This window comes from Bradyrhizobium sp. CB2312 (assembly GCF_029714425.1).
Classification (GTDB): domain Bacteria; phylum Pseudomonadota; class Alphaproteobacteria; order Rhizobiales; family Xanthobacteraceae; genus Bradyrhizobium.
The window spans coordinates 3412307-3433972 of record NZ_CP121668.1 but is presented as its reverse complement, the minus strand read 5'-3'; the positions used below and the strand labels follow the sequence as shown (position 1 = coordinate 3433972).

Sequence of the window (21666 nt, the reverse complement as noted above, 5' to 3'; positions counted from 1 at the left end):
GAGGAGAATCTCGTCCCGCTCCGCCTCAAGCTCCTCGATGGTGCGCGGTCCGAGCTAGTGCACGCTGTAGACGAGCTGCTTTTGCACTTCGGGCGTCAGCACCGGTGAACCGAGGTCGACGTTGCAATCTGCCTTCCATGTTATAAAGTAACGCTGGATTTCCGGGATGCCCGAGGCTCCCCGGAAAGCGAGTGCTACATGAGTTGGTTTCGGAAACACCTCAAACTAGGCTCGCGGCTGGCGCTGTTCGCGCTCGTCGTCCAGTTTGCGGTGTCTTTCGGGCATGTCCATGCCTTTGCCGCGCAGGCGGCGCCTTCGTCCCCGACATCGCCGACGAAGGTGGCTGCGGCTATCAGCGAGGCCGTTCTTGCTCAAGCTATTGCTATGGGCATCTTTCAAAACCAGCAGCCTTCGAACGATGATCGTGATCATCCCGCCGGTGCTTGTGCCATCTGTGCAGTCATTTCGCTCGCAGGCGCTGCGTTATTTGCTGCACCGCCGGTGCTCTTGCTGCGGCAGCATGTCGATCTCCCGTATCTTGCGACCGACGCCGGTCTCCTCCACCTGCAATCGGCGCGCTTAGCATTCCAGTCTCGCGCGCCTCCCTTGTCCTGACATCGATTGATGATGTGCCTGTCGCCGTCGCCCGCCGCGTCATGGGTAGCGACAGCAGAGGAATAATCGATATCGGAGCCGTCATTCCACTCGACGGCAGTAGGATCGGGATAATGAGGTCTAGGCGCACGCGAGAATTCCACATCGGCGGAGCAAGTTGGCTCCTGCTTGCCGTCGCGGCGACACCGGCGACGGCACAGGAGAAGCCAGCAACCGAACTGCCGGCCGTCACCGTAACGGCGCCCAGTCCTATCGTGCGGCGGCGGGTGGTTACTCCGACACGCGCCCCCCTGCGCCTCGCCCGCAGCGCACCCGGACGCACCCACGAGCGCGCGCCGCAAGCCCAGCCGGCACCGGCGGCTCCGTCAACGCCACAGCAGGGCGTGCTGCAGGTCGTGACCGATCAGTTCGCAACGGTGACCGTGGTGCCGAACGAGGAAATTCGCCGGGAGGGCACGGCCCAGCTCGGCGACCTCCTGTTCTCCAAGCCCGGCATTACCGGCTCGAGCTTCGCACCGGGCGCCTCCAGCCGGCCGATTATCCGTGGCCTCGACGTCAATCGCGTCGGGATCATTGAGAACGGCAACAACGCCGGCGGTGCCTCGGATCTCGGCGAAGATCATTTCGTCCCGGTCGATCCGCTTGCCACCAACCAGGTCGAGGTCATTCGCGGTCCGGCAGCGATGCGTTACGGCTCGACCTCGATCGGCGGCGTCGTGAGCGCGACCAACAACCGCATTCCTGACGCCCTGCCCACATGCTCGGCCCTGCCGTTCCAGTCCTATGGACTACTATCGAAAGCGCCGCTGGCTGCCGCGCAGTCGTCACCTTGCGTGAACGTCGAGACGCGAACGGCCGTGAACTCCGTTGATCGTGGTGTCGACGGCGGCATCCTGCTCGATACCGGCGGCGGCAATTTCGCGTTTCACGCCGACGCCTTCGGTCGCAAGGCCAGAGACTACAACATCCCCGGCTATCCCTACCTGTTCGACCACGCCCGACCGGTCGGTGGGCAGCAGCCGAATTCGGCCATGCAGGCGGATGGTGTCTCGATCGGCGGCTCGTATATCTTCACAGGCGGCTTTATTGGCGCTGCCATCACGCAGAACGATTCGCTCTATCACGTCCCGGGCATCGATGGCGCCGACCACGACACCCGGATCGATGCGCATCAGACCAAAATCACGATGAAGGGCGAGTACCGGCCGGATGCGGCGGCCATCGATGCGATCCGTCTCTGGGCCGGCGCGACCGACTACCGGCACAGCGAGCTTGGGCTGGCCGACCCAGCCGATCCCTTCAGCGACGGCGTACGCCAGACCTTCACCAACAAGGAGCAGGAGGCGCGCGTTGAAGTGCAGATGATGCCGTTCAACGCCCGCTTCGCGCAGGTAACCACCGCGTTCGGCCTGCAGGGAGGCCATCAGGAGCTGACCGCCCCAAGCCCGGACGATCCGGGCAGCCCGCTCAACGGATTGTGGAACCCTAACAACAACAACAGGGTCGCCGGTTACGTCTTCAACGAGCTGAAATTCAGCGAGACCACCAAGGCGCAGATTGCCGGACGCATCGAGCAGGTCAACCTCGCGGGGACAACGCCGGCATTCATACCTCCGGTGTTCGACGTCAATGTCGACCCTGCCAGTATTGGTCCCGCCACGCCGCGCAATCTGAACTTCACGCCCAAAAGCGCGAGCATTGGCTTGATCCAGAATCTGCCGTGGGATCTGGTTGCTAGCATTACCGGTCAATACGTCGAGCGCGCGCCGAAGCCGGCCGAGCTGTTTTCACGCGGGGCCCATGATGCCACGGCCACCTTCGATATCGGCGATCCGAATCTCGGCATAGAAACCGCAAAATCGATCGAGGTCGGGTTACGGCGGGCGACAGGGCCGTTGCGATTCGAGCTCACCGGCTACTACACGAAGTTCAACGGCTTCATATTCCGCCGGTTGACCGGCAACACATGCGACAGTGGGGCTTGTGTGGACATAGCCAATCCGGACCAGCTCGAGCTTATGCAAGCGAGATATTCGCAGCGCGACGCCATCTTCCGCGGCGGCGAGTTCCAGAGCCAGCTCGATGTCGGGCCACTGAAGGGCGGCATCTGGGGCATCGAAAACCAGTTCGACATCGTGCGCGCCACCTTTACGGACGGCACCAACGTGCCACGGATTCCCCCGATGCGCGTCGGCGGCGGCGTCTACTGGCGCGACGACAACTGGCTCATGCGCGTCAACCTCCTGCATGCCTTCGCGCAGAACGAGATCGCCCCGATCGCCGAGACGCCGACGCCGGGCTACAATTTGTTGAAGGCCGAGGTCAGCTATAAGACCAAGCTCGATCCTTCCTGGTTCGGCGCCCGCGAGATGACGGTAGGACTTCTCGGCAACAATTTGCTCAACGAAAATATCCGCAACGCCGTCTCCTACACCAAGGACCAGGTGCTGCTGCCCGGCATCGGCGTGCGCGCGTTTGCGAGCCTGAAGTTTTGAGCCGAAAGGCCGAAGGAGAACGACCGCGACAGCCGGAAAAGGTCTCAAGGTGAGTGGCAGAAGTAGCGCAGCAATGGCTGGTGGCTTGCTTGGTATCGGCGGCGCCGATACCGGGCCGCGGAATGCTACGGGACTCGCGAACTGCGGCTGGCTCGTCGAGGTTCACTTGATCGGGGAACGCGAACCTGATCCCAGGTTCTTCGCTGTTGGAACACGCGACGCCGGTGAGGCAGAAGAGGCGATCCTGCGCTATCCGGGGATCCTTCGCGAAGACCAAAGGACCGCGCGGCGACGCCTTTCCAACAAGGAGATTGCGTGTATCGGACTGAGACCGGATGGCGTGAGGCCATATATTCTAGCGCCTAGTTCGGAATGATCAGCGCGATGCAAGTTCTGGATCGATGTGCCAAAGCCGGCTCCGGGGAGTCAACCGCTGAGTCGAAATTCGCAAATCTTCCACTCTGGATGGGGTGCTGGCATGTGGATGCGATACACACGGTTTTCACCAATCGCGGCCGGTGTTCTGCTGTTAGTTGCCAATCAGCCACCTACACTCGCTCGGGGCAGTCAGGTAGGGCACGAAGATCCCTGGAGTTCGGAACGTATCGATCGTTTACCACCCGAGGTTCGAAGTGCCGTCACCCGCATGTGCGGGAATGCGACGGCCGCTCATTACTTTGCAACCTTTCTCGACAATTCACGGTTGATCAGGCTCCACTTCGAACATCTGCATTGTGATGAGCAGGCACGATTTTGCAGGGGCGCCAGTTGCCTGCGACAGCAGTACATCTCTACGGGTGGGCATTACCGGCTCCAGAGAATCTATTACGGCCGCGACGACTGAACGCCAATCGCAGTATCGTGATCTCGGGGCGAGTCGTTTCACCGAAATCTATTTCGCTACGATGCGGAATTTTTGGTCGCCATCCGGCATAGCGGACATGGCCGGGTTTGCTGCCCGCCCCCGTCGCGAATGACTCCGAGCTGACCTCGGACGCCAGGGAACTTGATCAAATTGATGCGCCGCCGTGCTTGGGACAATTTATTTGGCAAATGCACTCGCGAACAAAGATTATCAGGAACGTAAAGGAGCGCCAGCGGCAATAATGACGCGCGAAACGCTGGCAATTATCTCAGATGAGTCATTTTCGACGGATTCAGCGGGAATTGTCGGCTGGTTGATGTCCGCTTTACAACGAAGCGCCCGAAGCCGGAGAGTCGCTCCTTTGACGTCAACAACGCGCTCGAACCGTTTCACTATATTCGCACGTGTATGAGTTTTCGGCGACCTTTGCCGTATTGGGAGGAAGGGAGCGCCTGACGGCGCTGTCCCGTTTATGGTCGAGAAACTCCGATATGGCCAGACAGCTCGCCAACAACGTCGTTGAGAGCCTGCGCACTCAGCCGCTCGTTCTGGCGCTGGTCCTGATCAACGTCATCGTGGTCGCAGGCTTCGCCTTCACGCAGCACGAGGTGAGCAAATCGATCGAGCGCAAAGATACGATGCTTCAGAGCTGCATCGAAAGGCGCTGAAAAAGAAAAGGCTCCGGATTGCTCCAGGGCCGGTTAGTCGGCACCCCATTCTCTAGTGCTTCATTGCGACACTTCCACCGGCTGCGCTTTCTCGCGCAGGATCGCGCAAAACACGCCAGCGATAATCGGCGAGACGATGAGGGCGATCACAAACCAGCCGAAGCTCGACCGGTTGCGTCTGACGCTGGCGAATAGGCCAACGGCGACCGAGAATGCAGTCCAAGTCAAAAAGAAGATCATTTCCTGTTCCTCCGTTTGTCCTTGATGAAGGTGACGAGGTACCGGGCCGCTTGTGCTGCTGCGATGGCGATCATAAAGCTGATTACCATCGCTAGGATGTTGGCCTGCGGGACCTCGGCCGGTTACGCCAGTTTGTAGGAGGTGACGCCGTCCTCGCGGGTACGCTCGGCCTTCGCGCCGTTCGGCAGCCGGGTGAGCGCTGCGCGCAGCGTGTGGCCCTGCCAACCCAGGGCCTCGCACATCTTCTCGACAGTCGAGCCCTTGCCGCTCAAAAGATCGAGCAGCATCGCGGTCTTCGATCCAGCGCGCGGGCCCTTCGCCTGGTCGGCGTTGGCCGTGGTCTTGGCGCTGGCCTTCCGCTTGGCGGCCGCCGTCTTGGCAGCGGCCTTCTTCTTCGCGGGAGCCTTCTTCGCGGCGGGTTTCTTCTTGGTAGCCATTTCAATTCTCCTGTTTGCGCGGCGACCGGAATGGTCCCGCTGTACTGCCCCGAGCCCAGAAACCCTTTCGGGTGCTGGGCAGTGGGCAGCCAGGAGGCTGCGGTTAGTCCTTGCGTCTTTCCCTCTCGGCCCGCTCGATGATGGCCTGGCGTGCCTTCGCCTTGCGGGCGAACACGCGGGCTGCGTAGTCCATGTCGACCCAGAGGCCGCCTCGCTCGGTAAAGAAGAACCCCTGCTCATCGAGCGCGGGAGTGTTCGGCCCGAAGACCTCGTAGGCTTCCACGTTGCTGTACGCGTGCGTCTCCGTGTAGTTGCCGGTCCCGAAAAACATGAAGTGGCGGCTCGTCGTCATTGTTCGCTCCCGTCGCTTGCTTACTTTTTGACAAGCGTCACGCGGCGCTCAAAGCCAACACCGGGCTCGCCAGTCCTGGCTTTACGATCCGGGCGAAGTCGTCAGCGCTCAGATTATCATGCACCGCCTGGGCTGTTGCTGCGGTGAGATCGAGGATTTTGGAAACGTACCGCATATATGCGGGGTGCCACGCTTCGCTCGCTTTGCGCAGGCCGATGATCTCGGCAAAATCGCCGTAGGTCATCGTGTTCGCCTGGCGCAGCATTCGCAACACAGCGCTGGCTTGGGCGATGTAGTTTCCTGCCTCTGCCGTCGTTGGCAGCGGAGGAGCGATGCGTTCATTCGTCATTCGGTTTTCCTTTTCGTGGTTTCGCGCTTGGCGTTGTTCGCCGCGCCGTTTCGTTGCCCCGTACATCGCTCTGGTGCGCCCGGCATCCAGTCCAATCGGAGTCATGGCATTGCGAAGATGCTGCAGAAGCAGCAATGGAAGTGCTGGCAGCGCTTTCCGTATTACCGAAGGGATTGCCTGCCTGGCCCGGATGCCCTTGGACAAAGGGCCCGACCGGTTGGCCTTGCCCTGGGCCACAGGCGGCCCGTGTGGCGCTTGGCGATAGGGACGCCCTAATCCCCGGCAAGGCGGAAAGAATGCGCGTGTGGCCAAGCGTGCGGCTCGGCCGAGTCGTTGGAACCAGGAGCATCCCTGGGTTCCGGATCGATAGTCCAACAGTCCCCATTCGGAGGGTCCGGTTCCAAACAGCTCGCGCTGCGCGTGACGCGGCACGGACCGCGAACGCCCTGGTTCGGAAAACGAGTACCGATAGAGCAGCGCATTGTGCGCCAACCCATTTAAGTCTGCGGGGAATAACTTTCTACGGGCCGGGGGGCGGTACCGGAAATCCTAAAGGAACCCGTTTCCGAGCGCGGCGGCGCTCCGATGTTAGCGGCCGCAGATCTGCGAAATTACTTGAAATAAAATTTCGTCGGCAGCAAGCCGCTCGTCACGGCCCCGAAGCTGCAGGGTCATTGGTCGAGGTATCGTCCGCATTTATTCCGAAAGGGCTGCCGGGTACTGTCCTATTTAGAATTAGATATGTCCCCAGCGATCCGCCGGTAAACCAGTGACTTAGATCAAGCGATCGAGTCCTAGAGGAACGGTCCTATGGACCGAAACACCCTCTACGTCCGCCTCTCCTTGATTTGGCTAGCTGTCGAGGCCGGCGGGCTTGTGTTCGTGCTGGTGCATTGAGGCCGCCGGCTTATCGGCGGGTTCAGGAACACCGGACACGGCCTGTTCGTTCGCTCAGAGATGAGCACGCGGCAATAGCCAGCTCATGATCTTTTCATAGGGATCACGATGACCCTGGACGAATGCATCTTCGTTCTGCTGGGCGGCGCTCCTGGCGAATTCAGAAATCGCCGCCAGGGACTGCCGCCGTTCCTTCGGAAGCTTCGCCCACTGGCGAATGATCTTTTCCCTTATGTCAGGCATCCGTACGCTCCTGAAGGGTGGTGGCTCGGCCAATAGCAGCCAACATGAACGTATGCTCGTGTCCAGAGCGCAATTTGGATTGCGGTGAGTTTGATCTCCGCGCGCTTTCAACGGGGGCCTTGAAAGGCTGCCACCTGCGACATGCCGACCGTACTGGAGGTGAAGACCGATTCCGAGGTGCCGCCGCTGTCGCCGCACATCACGCTGCAACAGGCCAAGAATTTCACGCTGGCCTTGCTGAAGGGCGATCCGAATGAGGGGGCGTGATCAGGGGCGCGGCGCGCCAGGTGCTCGAGACGATCCTGCCCGGAAGGAATGAGATGAGCCATGAGCTTCGCGACATTCAGCACGGCGTCAACGATCCCGTCGACGGCGTCGACCTGAAGCGACAGTTCAATGACAACCAGACGCCGCACGGTGCGCAGCGCCGCGCCAACGTGCGCGCCGAGCCGACGGCCTCGCCGGCCCTCCAACTTCCGTCACTTTCCGCTACTTGCGGGACTGGCCAACGCTCGGTCCCTTACCGAGCTCCTGTGCCATTTCGAGGTGATGGCGCAGCGTTGGCAGAGTCTTGCCGGCCCAGTCCTTCAGTTCGGAATTGTCGCCGCCCTTGGCGTAACGCTCGAACAACGATACCGCGTCCTTGTGCGCGCTGACCTGATAGGATTCGAAATCAGAGCTGAAGTCCTTACCCGAGGCCTTGTTGAGCTTGTCGAGCTTGCTCTGATGCGAAGAATCGAGCTCGGCCGGCAGGGTCGCCTGGACCTTGCCGCTGCTGACTAGGCCCTTCAGGTCACTCGAGGTCTTGGTGTGATCGGTCACCATCTGCTGGGCGAAGGATTTTTCCTGCGCGTTGCCCTTCTGCTCGGCGAGCTTGTTGGATTGGATCTCGAACATGTCGGAGATCGCGACTTCCTTGACGAAATCGGCGGTCGTCGGCGCAACCCCGATCGCGGAGTTCACGCCGGTCTTCTCACCCACGGATTGGGCGAGCGCGGGGCCCGCGAGCAGCACGCAGCTCAAGGCAATGATGGTGCGCTTCATGGTCGGCATCCTCTGGCTTGGCATCGCGCCGGTTCGATCGCGACGCCGCAATGTTTGTGGCGACCAACCACTCGCCGAAGCAGTTTGTTCCAATAACGCGCCGCAATAGGATCGCTTGCGGGCTACTGCGTCGGGTTTCTGCCGGTGCGCGGATTGAGTGGTCTGGTCGGCGTCGTCTCAAGAAAGGCTCGGCGGCGTCCTTCGCTGTAGCAACGATGCCTTTCTCCGCGCGGATATCGAACCAAGCGGAGGCGTTCATGACCGACATCAAGGCTTCATGTCCCGCAGGCATGTCGTGATGCAGCCGGCGCGACGCTCGCGTCGCTTGCCGTGGGGAGTGTTCGTCTAGGGTACAACCCGCAACAATGGTTTGCCGGGCTGCGCCCTGGCGTTTCCCAAGGGTTCCGATGGATCGAAACAACGCCGCTGCGCCTGGCGCGCCTGGCGCGAATTGGGCTGCCTGGGCCACGGAAAGGCGACCGCTGGCTTCCCTGGTCCCCTACGCCCGCAACGCCAGGACGCATTCCGATGCGCAACTGCAGCAGATTGCGGCTTCGATCCGCGAGTGGGGTTGGACCACTCCAGTGCTGGTCGATGAAGCCGGGATGGAAATCGCTGGGCATGGGAGGCTGTTGGCTGCCGAGCGTTTGGGGATACGAGAGGTCCCGGTCATCGTCGCTCGCGGTTCGCCCACCTGGTCGGCCCCGAGGCCAGGGATGTGCGATCGGGCCGTTAATGTGCAGCTGGTCTCGCACAGCGAACAAGAAAAGACTGGCTCCGAAGCCGTTCGCCTTGTTTAGCCCTCGAAGGGCTTCCCTCATTGACTGCGCGCGAACAGGGTCGGTCGTGACGGGTAGGATTGCATGAGCGGTTCTCTTGCTGAGAGCTAGTCCCAATTCGCGTGAAGTGTGAGGCAACTCATAAATGGCAGAACTCTGAGGTCATAAAAGCAGTGAGTACCTGAAAGCTTTGCGCTGGACGCGATTGAGTTGCGGCGCGCAATTCTTGAACGCCAGTCGCGGACGATCATTCCATCCACCTCATTGAGGGAGAATGTCCATGAGCGATCGCAAGGTGTTTACAGACAGCGTTGCTGAATTACCTACTCAACCCGGATTAACTAAGCACGGGCTGCTGGTGGCACCAGCAAAGCGCGACGCCCGCAACGAAACGATGGAATTGCTCTTTTCACTGGAGATGCCTGACAAAGACGATCTTGAGAAACGTGTCGCTGAGGGGCAGGTGTTGTCTGCAGAGCAACTGAACCAGAGGTACAGTGCAACGAAGGCGGACGTCGATGCGCTCAAGTCTTGGCTAAATGAGCAGGGTTTCGATGTCATAGGCGAGAGCCCAGACGGCACCGGTATATACGCCAAGGCCACTGTCGGTCAGATCGAACAAAGTCTCGACGTCAAAATGGTGAAGGTCACCAAGAAGGGGGTTACTTACACTGCCGCGCAGAGTGCTCCCAGCCTCCCCATGTCGGTCGGCGCGCCGGTTCACGCTATCATCGGCTTGCAACCCTTCCGACACGCTCAGAAGCACTTGGCGCACAAGATCAGCCACAACAATCGCGCTACTTTGGATCGGCACGGGCTGCCTTCGCCGAATGTCGCCAATTCTCCACCCTATCTTGTTTCCGAGATTCTTCGTGCGTACGGCGCGGACGCGCTGGGCGTCACCGGCGCAGGACAGACGATTGCGATACTGATTGACACCTTTCCGAACGATCATGACATTATCGAATTCTGGAAAGCCAACGAGATCGCAGTTGACCTGACCAGGATTGGCAAGATCAAAGTGGGCGCCGGCCATCTTCCGGCCCCCGAAGGCGAGGAGACACTCGACGTCTCCTGGACCAGTGGAATCGCTCGCGGCGCGAAGATTAAGATCTACGCGACCGGTTCACTTCAGTTTGTCGCGCTCGACAAGGCGCTCGATCGCATCATTGCGGACGCGTCGAGCGATCCAAGCATGAGACAGTTGTCGATTAGCCTGGGGCTCGGGGAAACCTTCATGGGCGGGCCAAATGGCGAGGTCGCGACACAACATCAGAAATTCCTCAGGCTCGCGGCGATGGGCGTAAACGTCTTCGTATCGAGCGGCGACGCTGGATCCAATCCGGGCATCGACGGCCAAACCGCCGATGGACCTCTTCAGGCGGAGTATGCAGCCTCAGATACAGCGGTCGTCGCGGTCGGCGGGACAAGCTTGAAGCTTGCACCGGCGCACGGGGCTGTCGCGCAGGAGGACGGCTGGGCCGGGAGCGGTGGCGGGGATAGCGTCTTCTTCAGCCGTCCCGTTTGGCAAACTGGCAAAGGTGTCCCGACCGGACCCAAACGCTCGGTCCCCGACGTGAGCGCGGCTGCTGATCCGAATGAAGGAGCCTTTTTGGTCCTGCATGGACAGCCCACCGGAATTGGTGGGACGAGCTGGGCCGCGCCCATTTGGGCCGGCTTGTGCGCGCTGATCAATGAAGCCCGTCACAAGGCCGGCCTACCTTCGCTACCTTATTTGAACCCGCTCATCTACCCACTGAACGGCACCGCATGCTTCCGAGACATAAGTCATGGCACCAATGGCGAGTTTACAGCTACTCCCGGCTATGACCGCGTCACTGGGTTGGGAGCTCCGGACGTGAAAGAATTGGTCACTGCCTTGACGCAAGCACCGGCGCACACGTCCATCGCAGCGTAGAACGCCCCGCAACAGGATGCAGGGCTGGAGCACAGCGCAGCAGCCCTGCATCATTTCCTGAGGAGTCCGGGTCTCCGGATTGTACGCGCACAAAAATTCTTACCGCGTTGTCGCCCTCAATCAACCGATCGACCAAGGAGAGCCAGATGGGCTGGCTTGATAATCTATCTAGCTTGCCGGAAAAGGGCACCAAGCTCGCAAGTTTCTTGGCCTCTGTCCTGGCTGTCGTGCCGGTTACAGTGACCGTGGCGGAGAACGGTTCGTCCCCGTATTTGATCTGAAGACATAAAATCTTATCCGCGTCATCTGGGGGATGACCGTGCCATCGCCCTGATGAAGTTCGGCCTTATCTTCCTTGGTGATAGCGTGAACATACACATCGGGAGCGCTGGTGGTGGTGCAAAGGACTGAGCTATCTTTGACAATGCCCCGGACAACCTCGCGATGGGCGGTATCCAAAAGGATCATTTCGCTCATTGGAAATTCCCTTTTCGAAATCTGAATACGTAAACTCAGGACAACTACTGGTCGCGTGTCCAGTCTCTCGGCTGGGGCAGGCTGAAGAAGTGATCGAATAGAACCGAAACTGCTGCGTTGCATAAGTCCGGTGGTGACCCTGGCTGTGTGAAAACGCTGTGCCGCTGCTATGATTCTCCGGTGATTCTTTTTGGGGGAATCGATGAGGCGCTTCGTTGAGGAGGCGGATCGTGGGCAATGCACGCTGTTGCCGGAATGCCTCGATGATTTCATTGACGAGAGTAATCCTGTCCGTGTGATCGATGCGTTTGTCGATGCGCTCGATTTGGCCGAGATGAGCTTCGAGGTTGAGCCGGCGGCGACCGGTCGGCCATCGTACCATCCCTCGGTTCTCTTGAAGCTCTACATCTATGGCTATCTGAACCGGGTGCAGTCGAGCCGGCGGCTCGAACGAGAAGCCGGACGCAATGTCGAACTGATGTGGCTGCTGGGTCGGCTCACTCCCGATCACAAGACGATTGCCGACTTCCGCAAGGACAATGGCCTGGCGCTGCGCAGGGTGTGTGCGCGCTTCGTTGAACTCTGCCGTGGGATGGGTCTCCTGACGACGGCGAGCGTTGCCATCGACGGCAGCAAGTTCAAAGCGGTGAACAACCGGGACAGGAACTTCACCCGGGCGAAGGTGGAGCGGCGACGCTCCCAGCTGGAGGAGAGCGTCGCGCGGTATCTAGGCCAACTTGACACGGCCGACCGGCAGGAGCCGACGGAGGCCCTGGCCACGAAGGTGACGAGGCTTACCGAAAAGCTGACGAAGCTGAAGGAGGAAATGGGCAAGCTTGCCGCTTACGAGAAGCAGATGCTTGCATCGCCTGACCAGCAAATCTCCTTGACTGATCCCGATAGCCGCTCGATGGCGACGAGCGGCCGCGGCTCCGGCGTCGTCGGCTACAATGTGCAGGTCGCCGTGGATACCGAGCACCATCTGATTGTGACGCATGAGGTAACGAACAGCGGCTCAGATCGGGCTCAACTGGCCAATATGGCAAAGCAGGCGAAAGAAGTGCTCCAGACCGATGCGCTCGAGGCCGTTGCCGATCGCGGCTACTTCAGCAGCGTGGAGATCCTCGCGTGCCACGAGGCCGGCATCACGGTAACTCTGCCCAAGCCACAGACGTCGGGTGCCAAGTCAGATGGGCGCTTCGGCAAGCAGGATTTTGTCTATTTGCCTGAAGAGGACGCCTATCGCTGCCCAGCTGGAGAGCAACTGCCTTATCGCTTCACGAGCGAGGAAGACGGGAAGCGGCTACGGCGCTACTGGACCACGGCCTGTCAAAATTGTTCGCTTAAATCGCAGTGCACGACAGGGCCAGAGCGGCGGATTCCACGATGGGAGCATGAGCATCTGCTCGAGGCTGTGCAGCAGCGTCTCGATGCAAACCCACAAGCCATGCGCCAGCGTCGAGAGACAGTCGAGCATCCGTTCGGCACGATGAAGGCCCGCATGGGAGCGACACACTTCCTCACCAAAACGCTTCCAAAAGTAGCCGCCGAAATGGCACTCTCGGTGCTGGCCTATAATCTGACACGGGTCATGAACATCGTCGGGATCAAGCCGCTGATCGCTGCGATCGGGGCCTGAGACACACGCGGCTCCCCGCTTCCGGGACCGACGCCCTTTGAGATCGTTTTTACACGGCCAAGACCCAACTCGGACGAACGAGTCCTTGTCTCCGACCGCACGGGCCCCGCGTCCGTCAAAGACACGGTCCCCTACCACCTGCGCCGCTACGTCGCGAACCAGCCCAACGTTCCGATCGCGCACTTTTCAGTACTGACCGAGATGACACAGCTTCTGATCGCACCAATGGAAATCATGGGCTACTCGCTGCCAGAGCACATGTTGCCGGACATTTCACACGGCAAGATGTTCTGCAGGTGGTTGATCGCCCTCAGCCTGTCAATCGGCGTTCGACTGGGACCCCCTATCGGCATCCAAAAGGGACCCCTTTGATCGGCGCGCTCTGCTGGTAGCGCTCGGGTCGTCGGAGCTGGTCGGGGTTGCGGAGACGGCGCGAGCGCGGGTTGTTTGAACATCGTCGCGGCTTTTGAAGCGCCAACTGTCGTTGCCGGTCTCAACGATGTCGCAGTGATGGGTCAATCGGTCGAGTAGCGCGGTGGTCATTTTGGCATCGCCGAACACGCTGGGCCATTCGCCGAACGCAAGATTGGTGGTGACAATGATGGAGGTGCGCTCGTAGAGCCGGCTGATGAGATGGAACAGGAGCTGACCGCCCGATTGCGCGAACGGCAGATAGCCCAGCTCGTCGAGAACGATGAAGTCCATGCGGGTCAGATGCTCAGCGAGCCGTCCCTGCCGTCCGTTGCGGGTCTCGGTCTCGAGCCGGTTGACGAGATCGACGACGTTGTAGAAGCGTCCTCTAGCACCATCGCGGATGCAACTTCTGGCAATGGCGATGGCCAGATGGGTCTTGCCTGTGCCGGTGCCGCCAACCAGCACGACGTTGCGTTGCTGGGCGATAAAGCCGCCGCCAGCGAGATCATTGACGAGAGTTTGATTGATCGGCGTGCCGTCGAACTGGAAGTCCGCGATGTCCTTGGCAAGCGGCAGCTTGGCAATGGTGAGCTGGTATTTGATCGAGCGGGCTTGCTTCTCGTTGATCTCGGCGTTGAGCAGGTCGCCGACAATGCGCTGGGGTTCGTGCTGGCGCTTGACGGCAGTTGCCATGATCTCGTCGAAGGCAGCCTTCATGCCGTAGAGCTTGAGTTCGCCCATGAGGTCGAAGATTTGGGTTCGTTCCATCAGATGGTCCTCCGGAGGTTGTCGTAGCGGGCACAATCGGCGATCGGTGCATGACGGAGTGTCAGTGCGGCCGGCGTCATGATGTTGGCCGGTGGGGCGGGTTCACGTTGACGGGCCAGGATATTGAGAACGACATCGGCGGAATGGACGCCATGACCGAGCGCTTCGGCACAGGCCGCTTCCACCGCGGGCAGACCGTCAGTCAGCACCGCGTTGAGGATGTCGACCATCTGCCGATTGCCATCGTCGGTGCTGGCAAGCTTGCGCCGGATCCGCTCGATCGCAGCCGGCAGCACCCAGTCTTTGAAGGGAGCACCGTTGCGCAAGGCGCCGGGTTTGCGGGCGAGCACCGGCACATAATGCCAGGGGTCGTAGACGGTATCGCCGCGGCCAAAGGATCGCGGGTGCTCGGCAACGATGCGCCCATCCTGACGGATCACGATACGATCGGCATAGGCTTGAACCTCGACCGGTCGTCCGACTGCGCTGGCTGCGACGGAGTACTTGTTGTTGTCGAAGCGCACCAGGCAGGTCTTCGAGACCGATGCCGTCACCGCATGGAAGCCGTCGAAGCGGCCGGCATAGGGAACGAGTTTGGGGCGCTCGGCTTCGAACACGTCCCAGATCGTCTGATCGGTCAGCTCCGGATGGCGATGAGCCTTGGCGTAGGCGATGCATTTGTCGAGCAGCCAGGCGTTTAACTCGTCGAGGTTCTTGAAGCGCAGCCGCGGGGTGAAGAAGCGTTCGCGGACCAGCCCGACCTGGTTCTCGACCTGCCCCTTCTCCCAGCCCGACGCCGGCGTGCAGGCGACCGGATCGACCAGATAGTAGCTGCACATCTGCAGGAAGCGGCGATTGTAGAGACGGCCTTTACCGACGAAGATCGTCTCTACGGCGGTCTTCATGTTGTCGTAGATGCCGCGGGTGCAGGTGCCTTTGAACAGGGCGAACGCCCGGTCGTGGGCGTCGAACACCATCTCCTGCGTCTCTCGCGGATAGGCCCGCACGAACAGCATGCGGCTGTGACAGAGCCGGACATGAGCAGCCTTCACCATCACTGTGGTGCCGCTCAGCAGGACGACCTCGTGGCTCCAGTCGAACTGGTAGGCTTCGCCTGGTGCAAAGCTCAGCGGCACATACGCCGACGCTGTCGAGGTGCCGCGTTCCTTGCTCCACCGTCGTGCGTATCGACGAACCGCATCATAGCCGCCGACATAACCGAGGCCGCGAAGCTCTTCGAATATACGGATCAGCGTCAGCCGTTCCCGCGCCGACTTGCTCTCATTCCCTGCCAGCAACCGGTCAAGCTCGGCACTCCAGGCACCCATCTTCGGGAGCGGCTGCGTCTCGCGCTCATACCGGAACTCCGTCGCTTGAGAACGAATGACCTTGCGAACCACCTTCCGCGATACGCCAAGTTCTCGGCAGATCGCCTTGATCGGACGACCATCAACAAAGTAGGCGCGACGGATCTTACCAATCGTCTCCACCACCAGCATCCCAACCTCGGCTTCCATGACTCGATGGAAGCCACTGTGGACCCTTGTCCCGGGGTCCCGATTGGATGCCGATTACCCCGAATACGGGGTCCTTATTCCATGCCGAAACACAGCGGCGCTCTCCAGGGCGCCCCCTGCACAGAAGGGTAGCCCGCTGTAGGGAGATGATTGCGCCGACGCGACGTAGGGAGGGAGCGATGGACGTCACCTATCACGTAGCGCTACCTTCGTGGTGGCGGACGACGGCGTCGCGCCGGGCGAGGCGGTGGAACGCATGAGCGAACGCGGCGGGAAAGCGCGCAAAGGCGCTCTCGCGATACCTTGGCTGCGTCGGCGAGCTCGCGTTCAGCCGGACTTGGAGTCCGGCCACCGGCGAGTTCGGCGACGCCACCCTGATCCAAAAGTCCGCACGTGCCGGACGATCATAGCGCTTTGACGGGCGCCCTCGGTTCACTCGTCCTTCAGACCGGTCGCAACTTTCGGATCGAGCAGGTTCAGCGCGGTTTCGATCTGGGCGAGCAACGCCTGGATTTCCGATCACTCTCGAGCCGCTCCAATAGTGCCTGTTTCCGCGCGAGCAGCTTTGCGACCGTCGACATGGCGACTCCCGATCTTAGACATCTACAAACGAACTGATGCGCCGACGACGAACTTGCCAGTCCTGGCTTTGCGAGGCCCCCGACCAGACTACGCTTGAGCACTATTTTGCCGGTGGCCGCAGTGGACCGTCCACCCATTTCCGGGCGGCGGGATCGTGCAGCGGATCGTCGTCGCACTCGGGACAGATATAGCGCTCTCCGTCTCTGGCGGCCTCGTGGCGTGCGAGCTTCATCGGCCGCCCACGGTGTGGGCACGGCTTCCGGATAGGGTGCAACAGCGACATTGGACTCCCCCGCCAGGGATCAGCCTAGTGCCGTTTGCCCGGGGCGCACAAGCGATGTCTTGACGTGGACATCGCTGACCATCGAAGATGAGCATTTGGTCATATAGTGGGGTGGCGTCATGGAAGAGTTCTACAGCGGCTTCGCGCAGCAAGCTCGCGACTTGGCGGAGAAGGCAGATCCGTTCACACGCAGAAGGCTGCTCGATTTGGCCAAAAGGTACGACGCCAAGAGCAGACCCGCCGGCAGCGCCCGGCCGCTGCCACCCCCACGCACCAGCCCGCCGCTCTTCTCCGGTCCCGGCGAAGCATGAGGAAAGGCGGGCCCGCAGAGGTCAGGTGCGACCTCCGCGGCCATACCCGGGGCATCAGCCGGCGCACGAGACCGAAGCGGGCCGCAGGATCTTTCTGGTCGGCTGTACGAAGTGCCGCGCCAAGGGAAGCATACCCCAAGCGGAGGGAACTTTATCCCGCTGCCCCGACGGTTACTCCCGAGCGCGGCGCAGAGCCGACTCGAGGGTTTCCCTCTGCTTCTCCAAATTTAGCGCCTCTCTGCGACCTCGGCGCGCTCGTCCAACGCCGCGCGCTCAGGTTCGACGGCCGCTTGCCTTCTCCTCGTGCTCCCGCCGAGCCTTGTTATCACCGCCTGCGCCTTTGCGACCGGCCTCTCCGGCTTCTCACGTGCCTTGAGCCGGCGCCGCCTGTTCCCGGCGCCGCTCGGCCCCTCGCGCCACTGCTCCTTCTCGAACTCCTGCGCGCTTCATTGTCGCTGATTGTGGGTGATGCTCGCTTCGTCGCGTCCGCCGTCTCTATCGCTACGCCCTGATGGAACAAATTGCTCCTCGTGCCCTGGGGTCAAGGCCGCCTTGATCGATGGTGTTGCCGTCGCAAGATCGTAGAACCCGAGCGAGGGCTTGATAGCTTGTGAGTCTTCTTGAGATCGCTTGAACTATCCAGTCACGCTCGCCCGGCGCCCTTCGTCAGGAACGACAACGCAATTGCGCCGTTCGACCTGCGTAGCGAATGTTATCCCACGTGAGCTGCCAGTGAGCGTACTTCTCGTAGAGGACGATCCCCTGATCCGTGAATTTGTCGTCCAAGCGCTGCGCGATGCAGGCTATCACGTGATCCACGCAAGCACCGGTGAGGAGGCGTTGGAGTGGTGCAAGCGCCACATCGCAGACGTGTTGGTCACCGACGTCAGGCTGCCCGGAAAGCTCGACGGCCGGCAGGTCGCGGAATGCTGCCGCGATAGCGATCCGGAACTGCCCGTCATCTACGCCACGGGCTACTCGCCCACGTCACCACATCCCGTGCCGGGCAGCCGCATCCTCAGGAAGCCCTTCCATCCCGACGAGATCGTCCGAATGGTAAAGGATCTCGGAGGCGACCGGCGCATGCAGCCCGACTAGTCTGGTCCTTGCGCGCCCGGCTCGGCGCGGGTTACGCCGTTCAAGAGACCACTCGGGGCCGGAGCGCCTTGCCTGTGTTGGTGCCGGCCAAGGCTCCAGGCCGGCCGATCAGATACCCTTGCATCTCATCGCATCGCTGCTGCAGGAGAAGCGACATCTGAGCCTCCGTCTCGATCCCCTCCGCAAGCACCGGCACGCCGAGCCCATGGGCGAGGCCGATGACGGCCCGCACGATCGCGAGCGACCGCGCGCTCTGCCCGAGGCGAGCGACGAAGGACCGATCGATCTTGATCCGGTCCAGAGGAAAGGCCTCGATGTATGACAAGGAGGAATAGCCCGTTCCGAAATCGTCCAGCGCGATTGAGATGCCAAGATTTTTGAGCGCCTGTATCGCCTTCCCGGCGCGCGCAATGTCATCGATAAAGACACTTTCGGTGATCTCAAGCTCCAGCCGGGAAGGCGGAAGCCCGCTCTCTCGTAGGGCCTTGCGGACCTGCACATCCAGGTTGTCGCGGCGGAACTGTGCTGCCGAGACGTTGACCGCCACCCTGAGGGGCTGATCCCATGAGGCAGCTTCCTTGCACGCTTCCATCAAGACCCAGTCGTCGATCTGCGCGATCGAGCCGCTCCGCTCCGCCACGGGGATGAACTCCCCGGGTGGGACGATGCCGCGAACCGGATGTCGCCAGCGAACGAGCGCCTCATATCCCGTGACGTGTCCATCCCGATGCTGTTGCGGCTGGTACTCCAGAATGAGCTCGCCGCGCTCCACTGCGAACCGCAGGTCGTGCTCGAGCGCGCGGCGCTCGCGAAGCTGCTGATCCATTGCGCTCGTGAACAGGCGGATCGCGCCCCTGCCCTCATGCTTGGCTCGGTAGAGGGCAGCATCGGCATTCGCCAGCAGCGAGACCGCATCCTGCGCGTCTCTTGGGAATGCGGCCACGCCAATGCAGAGATCGACACTCAGGGCGTGACCCTCGACCTCAATCGGATATTCGAAGGCGGCGCGCATCCTGGTGGCAAGCAGTTCCGCGCTCGCCGGCAATGGCAACTGGTCGGTGATACCGATGAACTCGTCGCCCCCTATTCGCGCCACGTATGAACCCTGCGCGGCCTCCTGCAGGCGGCGCGAGGCTTCCCGCAGCACGGCATCGCCGATTGCGTGGCCGAACTGGTCGTTGATCTCCTTGAAATGATCGAGATCGATGCAGAGGACGGCGAAGCCGCTGCCGGTGACAAGTGCCCGGTCGATCGCATTGACCAGATGCCGATCGAACGCCGTCCTGTTCGGCAATTCGGTCAGCGCGTCGTGGCAGGCGAGATAGCCGATCTTCTCCTGGGTTCGGTTGCGCTCTGTGACGTCGAAAGCGACGCTGACGTGGGCGGCGCGCTCGTCGTAGACGAGCGGCCGGGACTCGATCGCGACCTGAATCACGTCGCCACAAGCGGTTCTGTGCAACTCGAAATCGCGTTCCGACCCGTCGTCTGGCCCTCCGCACCGGAGCTGCTGCTCCGTCATGATGAGGAGCTCCTCGCGCCGGTACCCGTAATGTCGGCACATGGCGCCGTTCACGGCGATCAGTTGCCGAGTTTTCGAGTCCGCCACCCACATCGGGAGCGGGTTCTCTTCGAAGAGAAGCCGGAAGGACGCCTCGCGCCGCTTCAAGTCCGTAATGTCGATCCTGACACCGATGCTGCCGCCATCGGCGGTCCGTCTCTCCTCGACACGGATCCAGCGGTCGCCGGCCAGATGCTGCTCGTGGGTGTGCCGGGGCAGCGTGTGGCGCGCCATGCGCTCGGCGAGCCATTCCTCCTCCCGACCCGCCGCTTCGGGGTACTGTCGTCGTGCGAGCCCGACCCGCAGAATGCTTTCGAAAGGCGTCCCTGCCGCAAGAGCCTCCTCGCTCGCCGCGTAGAACTCCGCGTACTGCCGGTTCCAAAGCACCAGCCGATCATCCTTGTCGAAGACGGCGAGTCCTTCGGGGACGACGTCCAGGGCGTCGGTGAGATGGGTGTGAGCGGCGCGTGCGGCCGCTTCGGCCCGCTCGGCGGCGGACTTCGCATCGGCGAGCGCGGCCTCGGTCCGGTGACGCTCCGTGATGTCCTCGTGGGTCGCTACCCAGCCGTTGCCTTCCATAGGGCGATGCCGGATGCGGACGATGCGCCCGTTGGTCAGCTCGACCGTGGTGTCGGATTGCTGAGCGATTACCGGAGCGCTGTTGCGCCAGACCAGATAGTCCTGCTTGGACATCTTCGGAGCGCTGCCAGCCGCGTAGCGAAGGTCCACGATATCGTTCAGCCTCATGCCCGGCCGGACCATTTCAGGATCGAGATCGTAGATCTCGAGATACTGGCGATTGCAGACGATCAGGCGCTGATCCTCGTCGAAGAAGCAAAGGCCGTGCGACATGTTGTTGAGCGCCGTGTCGAAGCGCTCGGCGAAGGCGGTCGCGGTCTGCTCCGCGGCCTTCGCCCGCTCGCCCTCTTCCGCCAGCCTGCCGTGGGTCTGGACCAGTTGGACGAACGACCGGAAGTTGGTGTTGATCATCCGTCCGAGCAGAACGAGCAGGAGCAGCAGATTGATCCCGAGTGAGATCATCATCCCGTCTCCGGAAATCAACAGCACCGTTGCGATCGGGGCGCCGGCGATCAGCATCGTCAGCAGGGATGCCGGCGGAAAACTACCGAGGCAATACGCGGTGCCGACGCAGCCCATGAAGACGAGCAGCGCCACCGGCGCGCGGAGCTCAGGGTCAACGACCCCGAACAGCGCCAGAATCCAGAGCACGAACCCGGCATTGAGCAGGACCGCCACGAGGCGGGTTCTGGCGAGCTGACGGAACGCTTCCTCCGGCGTGAAATCGGCGCCGCTCAAGCGCAGCCATTGGATCAGCCGAACGAGACACACCGCGAGCAGCGCTGTGGGCAGCGCAAATCGGAGCCACGGCGACACCGTGGTCGGGAGCACCAGTCCTACACTGATACTGTCGACGAGCAAGACGGCGTAAAGAACCGGCACCTGCTTGCGCAGCACACAGAATTGCTCGACGAGCAGCGAACGACCGAGCGGGTCGGTCGTGCTGCCGATCGAAAACGCGCTGCCCGTTCGCGAGAGTAGGCCCATTGAAAATGTCCCCAGCCGATCAACAAGCTAGGGGCAGAATGCCGAACGCCACGTAAAGGCGCTTGGTGTCCCGGAGCTTAACGGTTCTGCTGCAATTGCGAAGGAGCGCGCCCGTCGAGCGCCCCGTGAAGGAGCCCTGCCATCCGGGCGAGATCGTTCGGATGGCTAGGGCGCGCGGGCGATTACCGTCACTTGCGATCGGGCTCCTTGGCAGGCGGACCGCTTTTGTTACCCGGCAGACCTTTGATGTTGGAGGTGTCCTGCTGCTGGACTGTTGGATTCTGCTGGTTCGAGCTGGCGCCGACGGTCTCTCCCGGCTTGGCGGCTGGACCATTTTTGTTGCCTGGCTGTCCCGCTATGCCGGCGCCCGAATTCTGCGCGGTCGGAGCGCCGGAGACGTCCGGCTTCGTCGTCTGTGCAAATGCGGCGGGGGCTGAAAGCGCCAGAGCAAAGACCAGCGCGCTCGCAATGGACCTCATGGTGAATCCTCCTCTGAAGGAATTCGGAAGCGCGGTTGCGGCTACCTTCACCTCGAACGTCGTGTTGCCTCG

18 protein-coding genes and 2 pseudogenes are annotated in these 21666 nt (G+C 61.5%); 9 read left to right on the top strand and 11 right to left on the bottom strand.

Features of this window, described 5'->3' with window-relative positions:
• The first annotated feature begins 198 nt into the window (after positions 1 to 198).
• The 3 genes from QA642_RS16540 (at position 199) to QA642_RS16530 (ending at position 4643) form a co-directional block, all read left to right on the top strand.
• A complete protein-coding gene (locus QA642_RS16540; RefSeq protein ID WP_283085588.1) occupies positions 199 to 615 on the top strand; it encodes a DUF2946 family protein in 417 nt (138 codons plus the stop codon).
• A gap of 113 nt (positions 616 to 728) precedes the next feature.
• Complete coding sequence (locus tag QA642_RS16535; protein ID WP_283085587.1) at positions 729 to 3110, top strand: TonB-dependent receptor; 2382 nt, start codon at positions 729 to 731, stop codon at positions 3108 to 3110.
• A gap of 1269 nt (positions 3111 to 4379) precedes the next feature.
• On the top strand, positions 4380 to 4643 hold the full coding sequence (locus QA642_RS16530) for a hypothetical protein (protein ID WP_283085586.1): 264 nt from the start codon (positions 4380 to 4382) through the stop codon (positions 4641 to 4643).
• A gap of 60 nt (positions 4644 to 4703) precedes the next feature.
• On the opposite strand, the gene QA642_RS16525 is transcribed toward QA642_RS16530, so the two are convergent.
• From QA642_RS16525 to QA642_RS16505, 5 genes are all read right to left on the bottom strand, one after another.
• Positions 4704 to 4883: a hypothetical protein gene (locus QA642_RS16525; RefSeq protein ID WP_283085585.1), complete on the bottom strand. Its 180-nt coding sequence runs from the start codon at positions 4881 to 4883 to the stop codon at positions 4704 to 4706.
• Between the two features lie 122 nt (positions 4884 to 5005).
• Complete coding sequence (locus tag QA642_RS16520; protein ID WP_283085584.1) at positions 5006 to 5320, bottom strand: DUF3489 domain-containing protein; 315 nt, start codon at positions 5318 to 5320, stop codon at positions 5006 to 5008.
• A gap of 103 nt (positions 5321 to 5423) precedes the next feature.
• On the bottom strand, positions 5424 to 5672 hold the full coding sequence (locus QA642_RS16515; protein ID WP_283085583.1) for a hypothetical protein: 249 nt from the start codon (positions 5670 to 5672) through the stop codon (positions 5424 to 5426).
• Between the two features lie 37 nt (positions 5673 to 5709).
• Complete coding sequence (locus tag QA642_RS16510; protein ID WP_283085582.1) at positions 5710 to 6021, bottom strand: hypothetical protein; 312 nt, start codon at positions 6019 to 6021, stop codon at positions 5710 to 5712.
• A gap of 951 nt (positions 6022 to 6972) precedes the next feature.
• A complete protein-coding gene (locus tag QA642_RS16505; RefSeq protein ID WP_283085581.1) occupies positions 6973 to 7161 on the bottom strand; it encodes a hypothetical protein in 189 nt (62 codons plus the stop codon).
• A gap of 141 nt (positions 7162 to 7302) precedes the next feature.
• On the opposite strand from QA642_RS16505, the gene QA642_RS16500 reads away from it, so the two are divergent.
• Positions 7303 to 7428 (top strand): hypothetical protein, encoded by a 126-nt coding sequence (locus QA642_RS16500; RefSeq protein WP_283085580.1) that lies wholly within the window; start codon positions 7303 to 7305, stop codon positions 7426 to 7428.
• A gap of 222 nt (positions 7429 to 7650) precedes the next feature.
• On the opposite strand, the gene QA642_RS16495 is transcribed toward QA642_RS16500, so the two are convergent.
• Entirely contained in the window at positions 7651 to 8205 is a 555-nt protein-coding gene (locus tag QA642_RS16495) for a DUF4142 domain-containing protein (RefSeq protein WP_283085579.1), read from the bottom strand.
• Positions 8206 to 8612: 407 nt separating this feature from the next.
• Here QA642_RS16495 and QA642_RS16490 point away from each other — a divergent pair.
• Both QA642_RS16490 and QA642_RS16485 read left to right on the top strand, forming a co-directional pair.
• Positions 8613 to 8891, top strand: a pseudogene (locus QA642_RS16490) (ParB/Srx family N-terminal domain-containing protein); the annotation flags it as partial.
• 373 nt (positions 8892 to 9264) lie between these two features.
• Positions 9265 to 10902 (top strand): S53 family peptidase, encoded by a 1638-nt coding sequence (locus tag QA642_RS16485; RefSeq protein ID WP_283085578.1) that lies wholly within the window; start codon positions 9265 to 9267, stop codon positions 10900 to 10902.
• Positions 10903 to 11136: 234 nt separating this feature from the next.
• Here QA642_RS16485 and QA642_RS16480 read toward each other — a convergent pair whose 3' ends face one another.
• Positions 11137 to 11379: a hypothetical protein gene (locus tag QA642_RS16480; RefSeq protein WP_283085577.1), complete on the bottom strand. Its 243-nt coding sequence runs from the start codon at positions 11377 to 11379 to the stop codon at positions 11137 to 11139.
• Between the two features lie 202 nt (positions 11380 to 11581).
• Here QA642_RS16480 and QA642_RS16475 point away from each other — a divergent pair, with 202 nt between their 5' ends.
• Entirely contained in the window at positions 11582 to 13018 is a 1437-nt protein-coding gene (locus tag QA642_RS16475; protein WP_283079740.1) for an IS1182 family transposase, read from the top strand.
• 318 nt (positions 13019 to 13336) lie between these two features.
• Here QA642_RS16475 and istB read toward each other — a convergent pair whose 3' ends face one another.
• A complete protein-coding gene (gene istB / locus QA642_RS16470) occupies positions 13337 to 14200 on the bottom strand; it encodes an IS21-like element helper ATPase IstB (protein WP_166107168.1) in 864 nt (287 codons plus the stop codon).
• A gap of 8 nt (positions 14201 to 14208) precedes the next feature.
• Positions 14209 to 15699: pseudogene (gene istA, locus QA642_RS16465) on the bottom strand (IS21 family transposase); the annotation flags it as partial.
• Positions 15700 to 16701: 1002 nt separating this feature from the next.
• Here istA and QA642_RS16455 point away from each other — a divergent pair.
• Positions 16702 to 16893, top strand: coding sequence for a hypothetical protein (locus tag QA642_RS16455; RefSeq protein ID WP_283085576.1), 192 nt, complete (start codon positions 16702 to 16704; stop codon positions 16891 to 16893).
• Positions 16894 to 17625: 732 nt separating this feature from the next.
• Positions 17626 to 17991 (top strand): response regulator, encoded by a 366-nt coding sequence (locus tag QA642_RS16450; RefSeq protein WP_283085575.1) that lies wholly within the window; start codon positions 17626 to 17628, stop codon positions 17989 to 17991.
• Positions 17992 to 18031: 40 nt separating this feature from the next.
• Here the strand turns inward: QA642_RS16450 and QA642_RS16445 are convergent, their stop codons facing one another.
• Complete coding sequence (locus QA642_RS16445) at positions 18032 to 21115, bottom strand: EAL domain-containing protein (protein WP_283085574.1); 3084 nt, start codon at positions 21113 to 21115, stop codon at positions 18032 to 18034.
• 188 nt (positions 21116 to 21303) lie between these two features.
• Positions 21304 to 21594 (bottom strand): hypothetical protein, encoded by a 291-nt coding sequence (locus QA642_RS16440; RefSeq protein WP_283085573.1) that lies wholly within the window; start codon positions 21592 to 21594, stop codon positions 21304 to 21306.
• Positions 21595 to 21666: the final 72 nt, after the last annotated feature.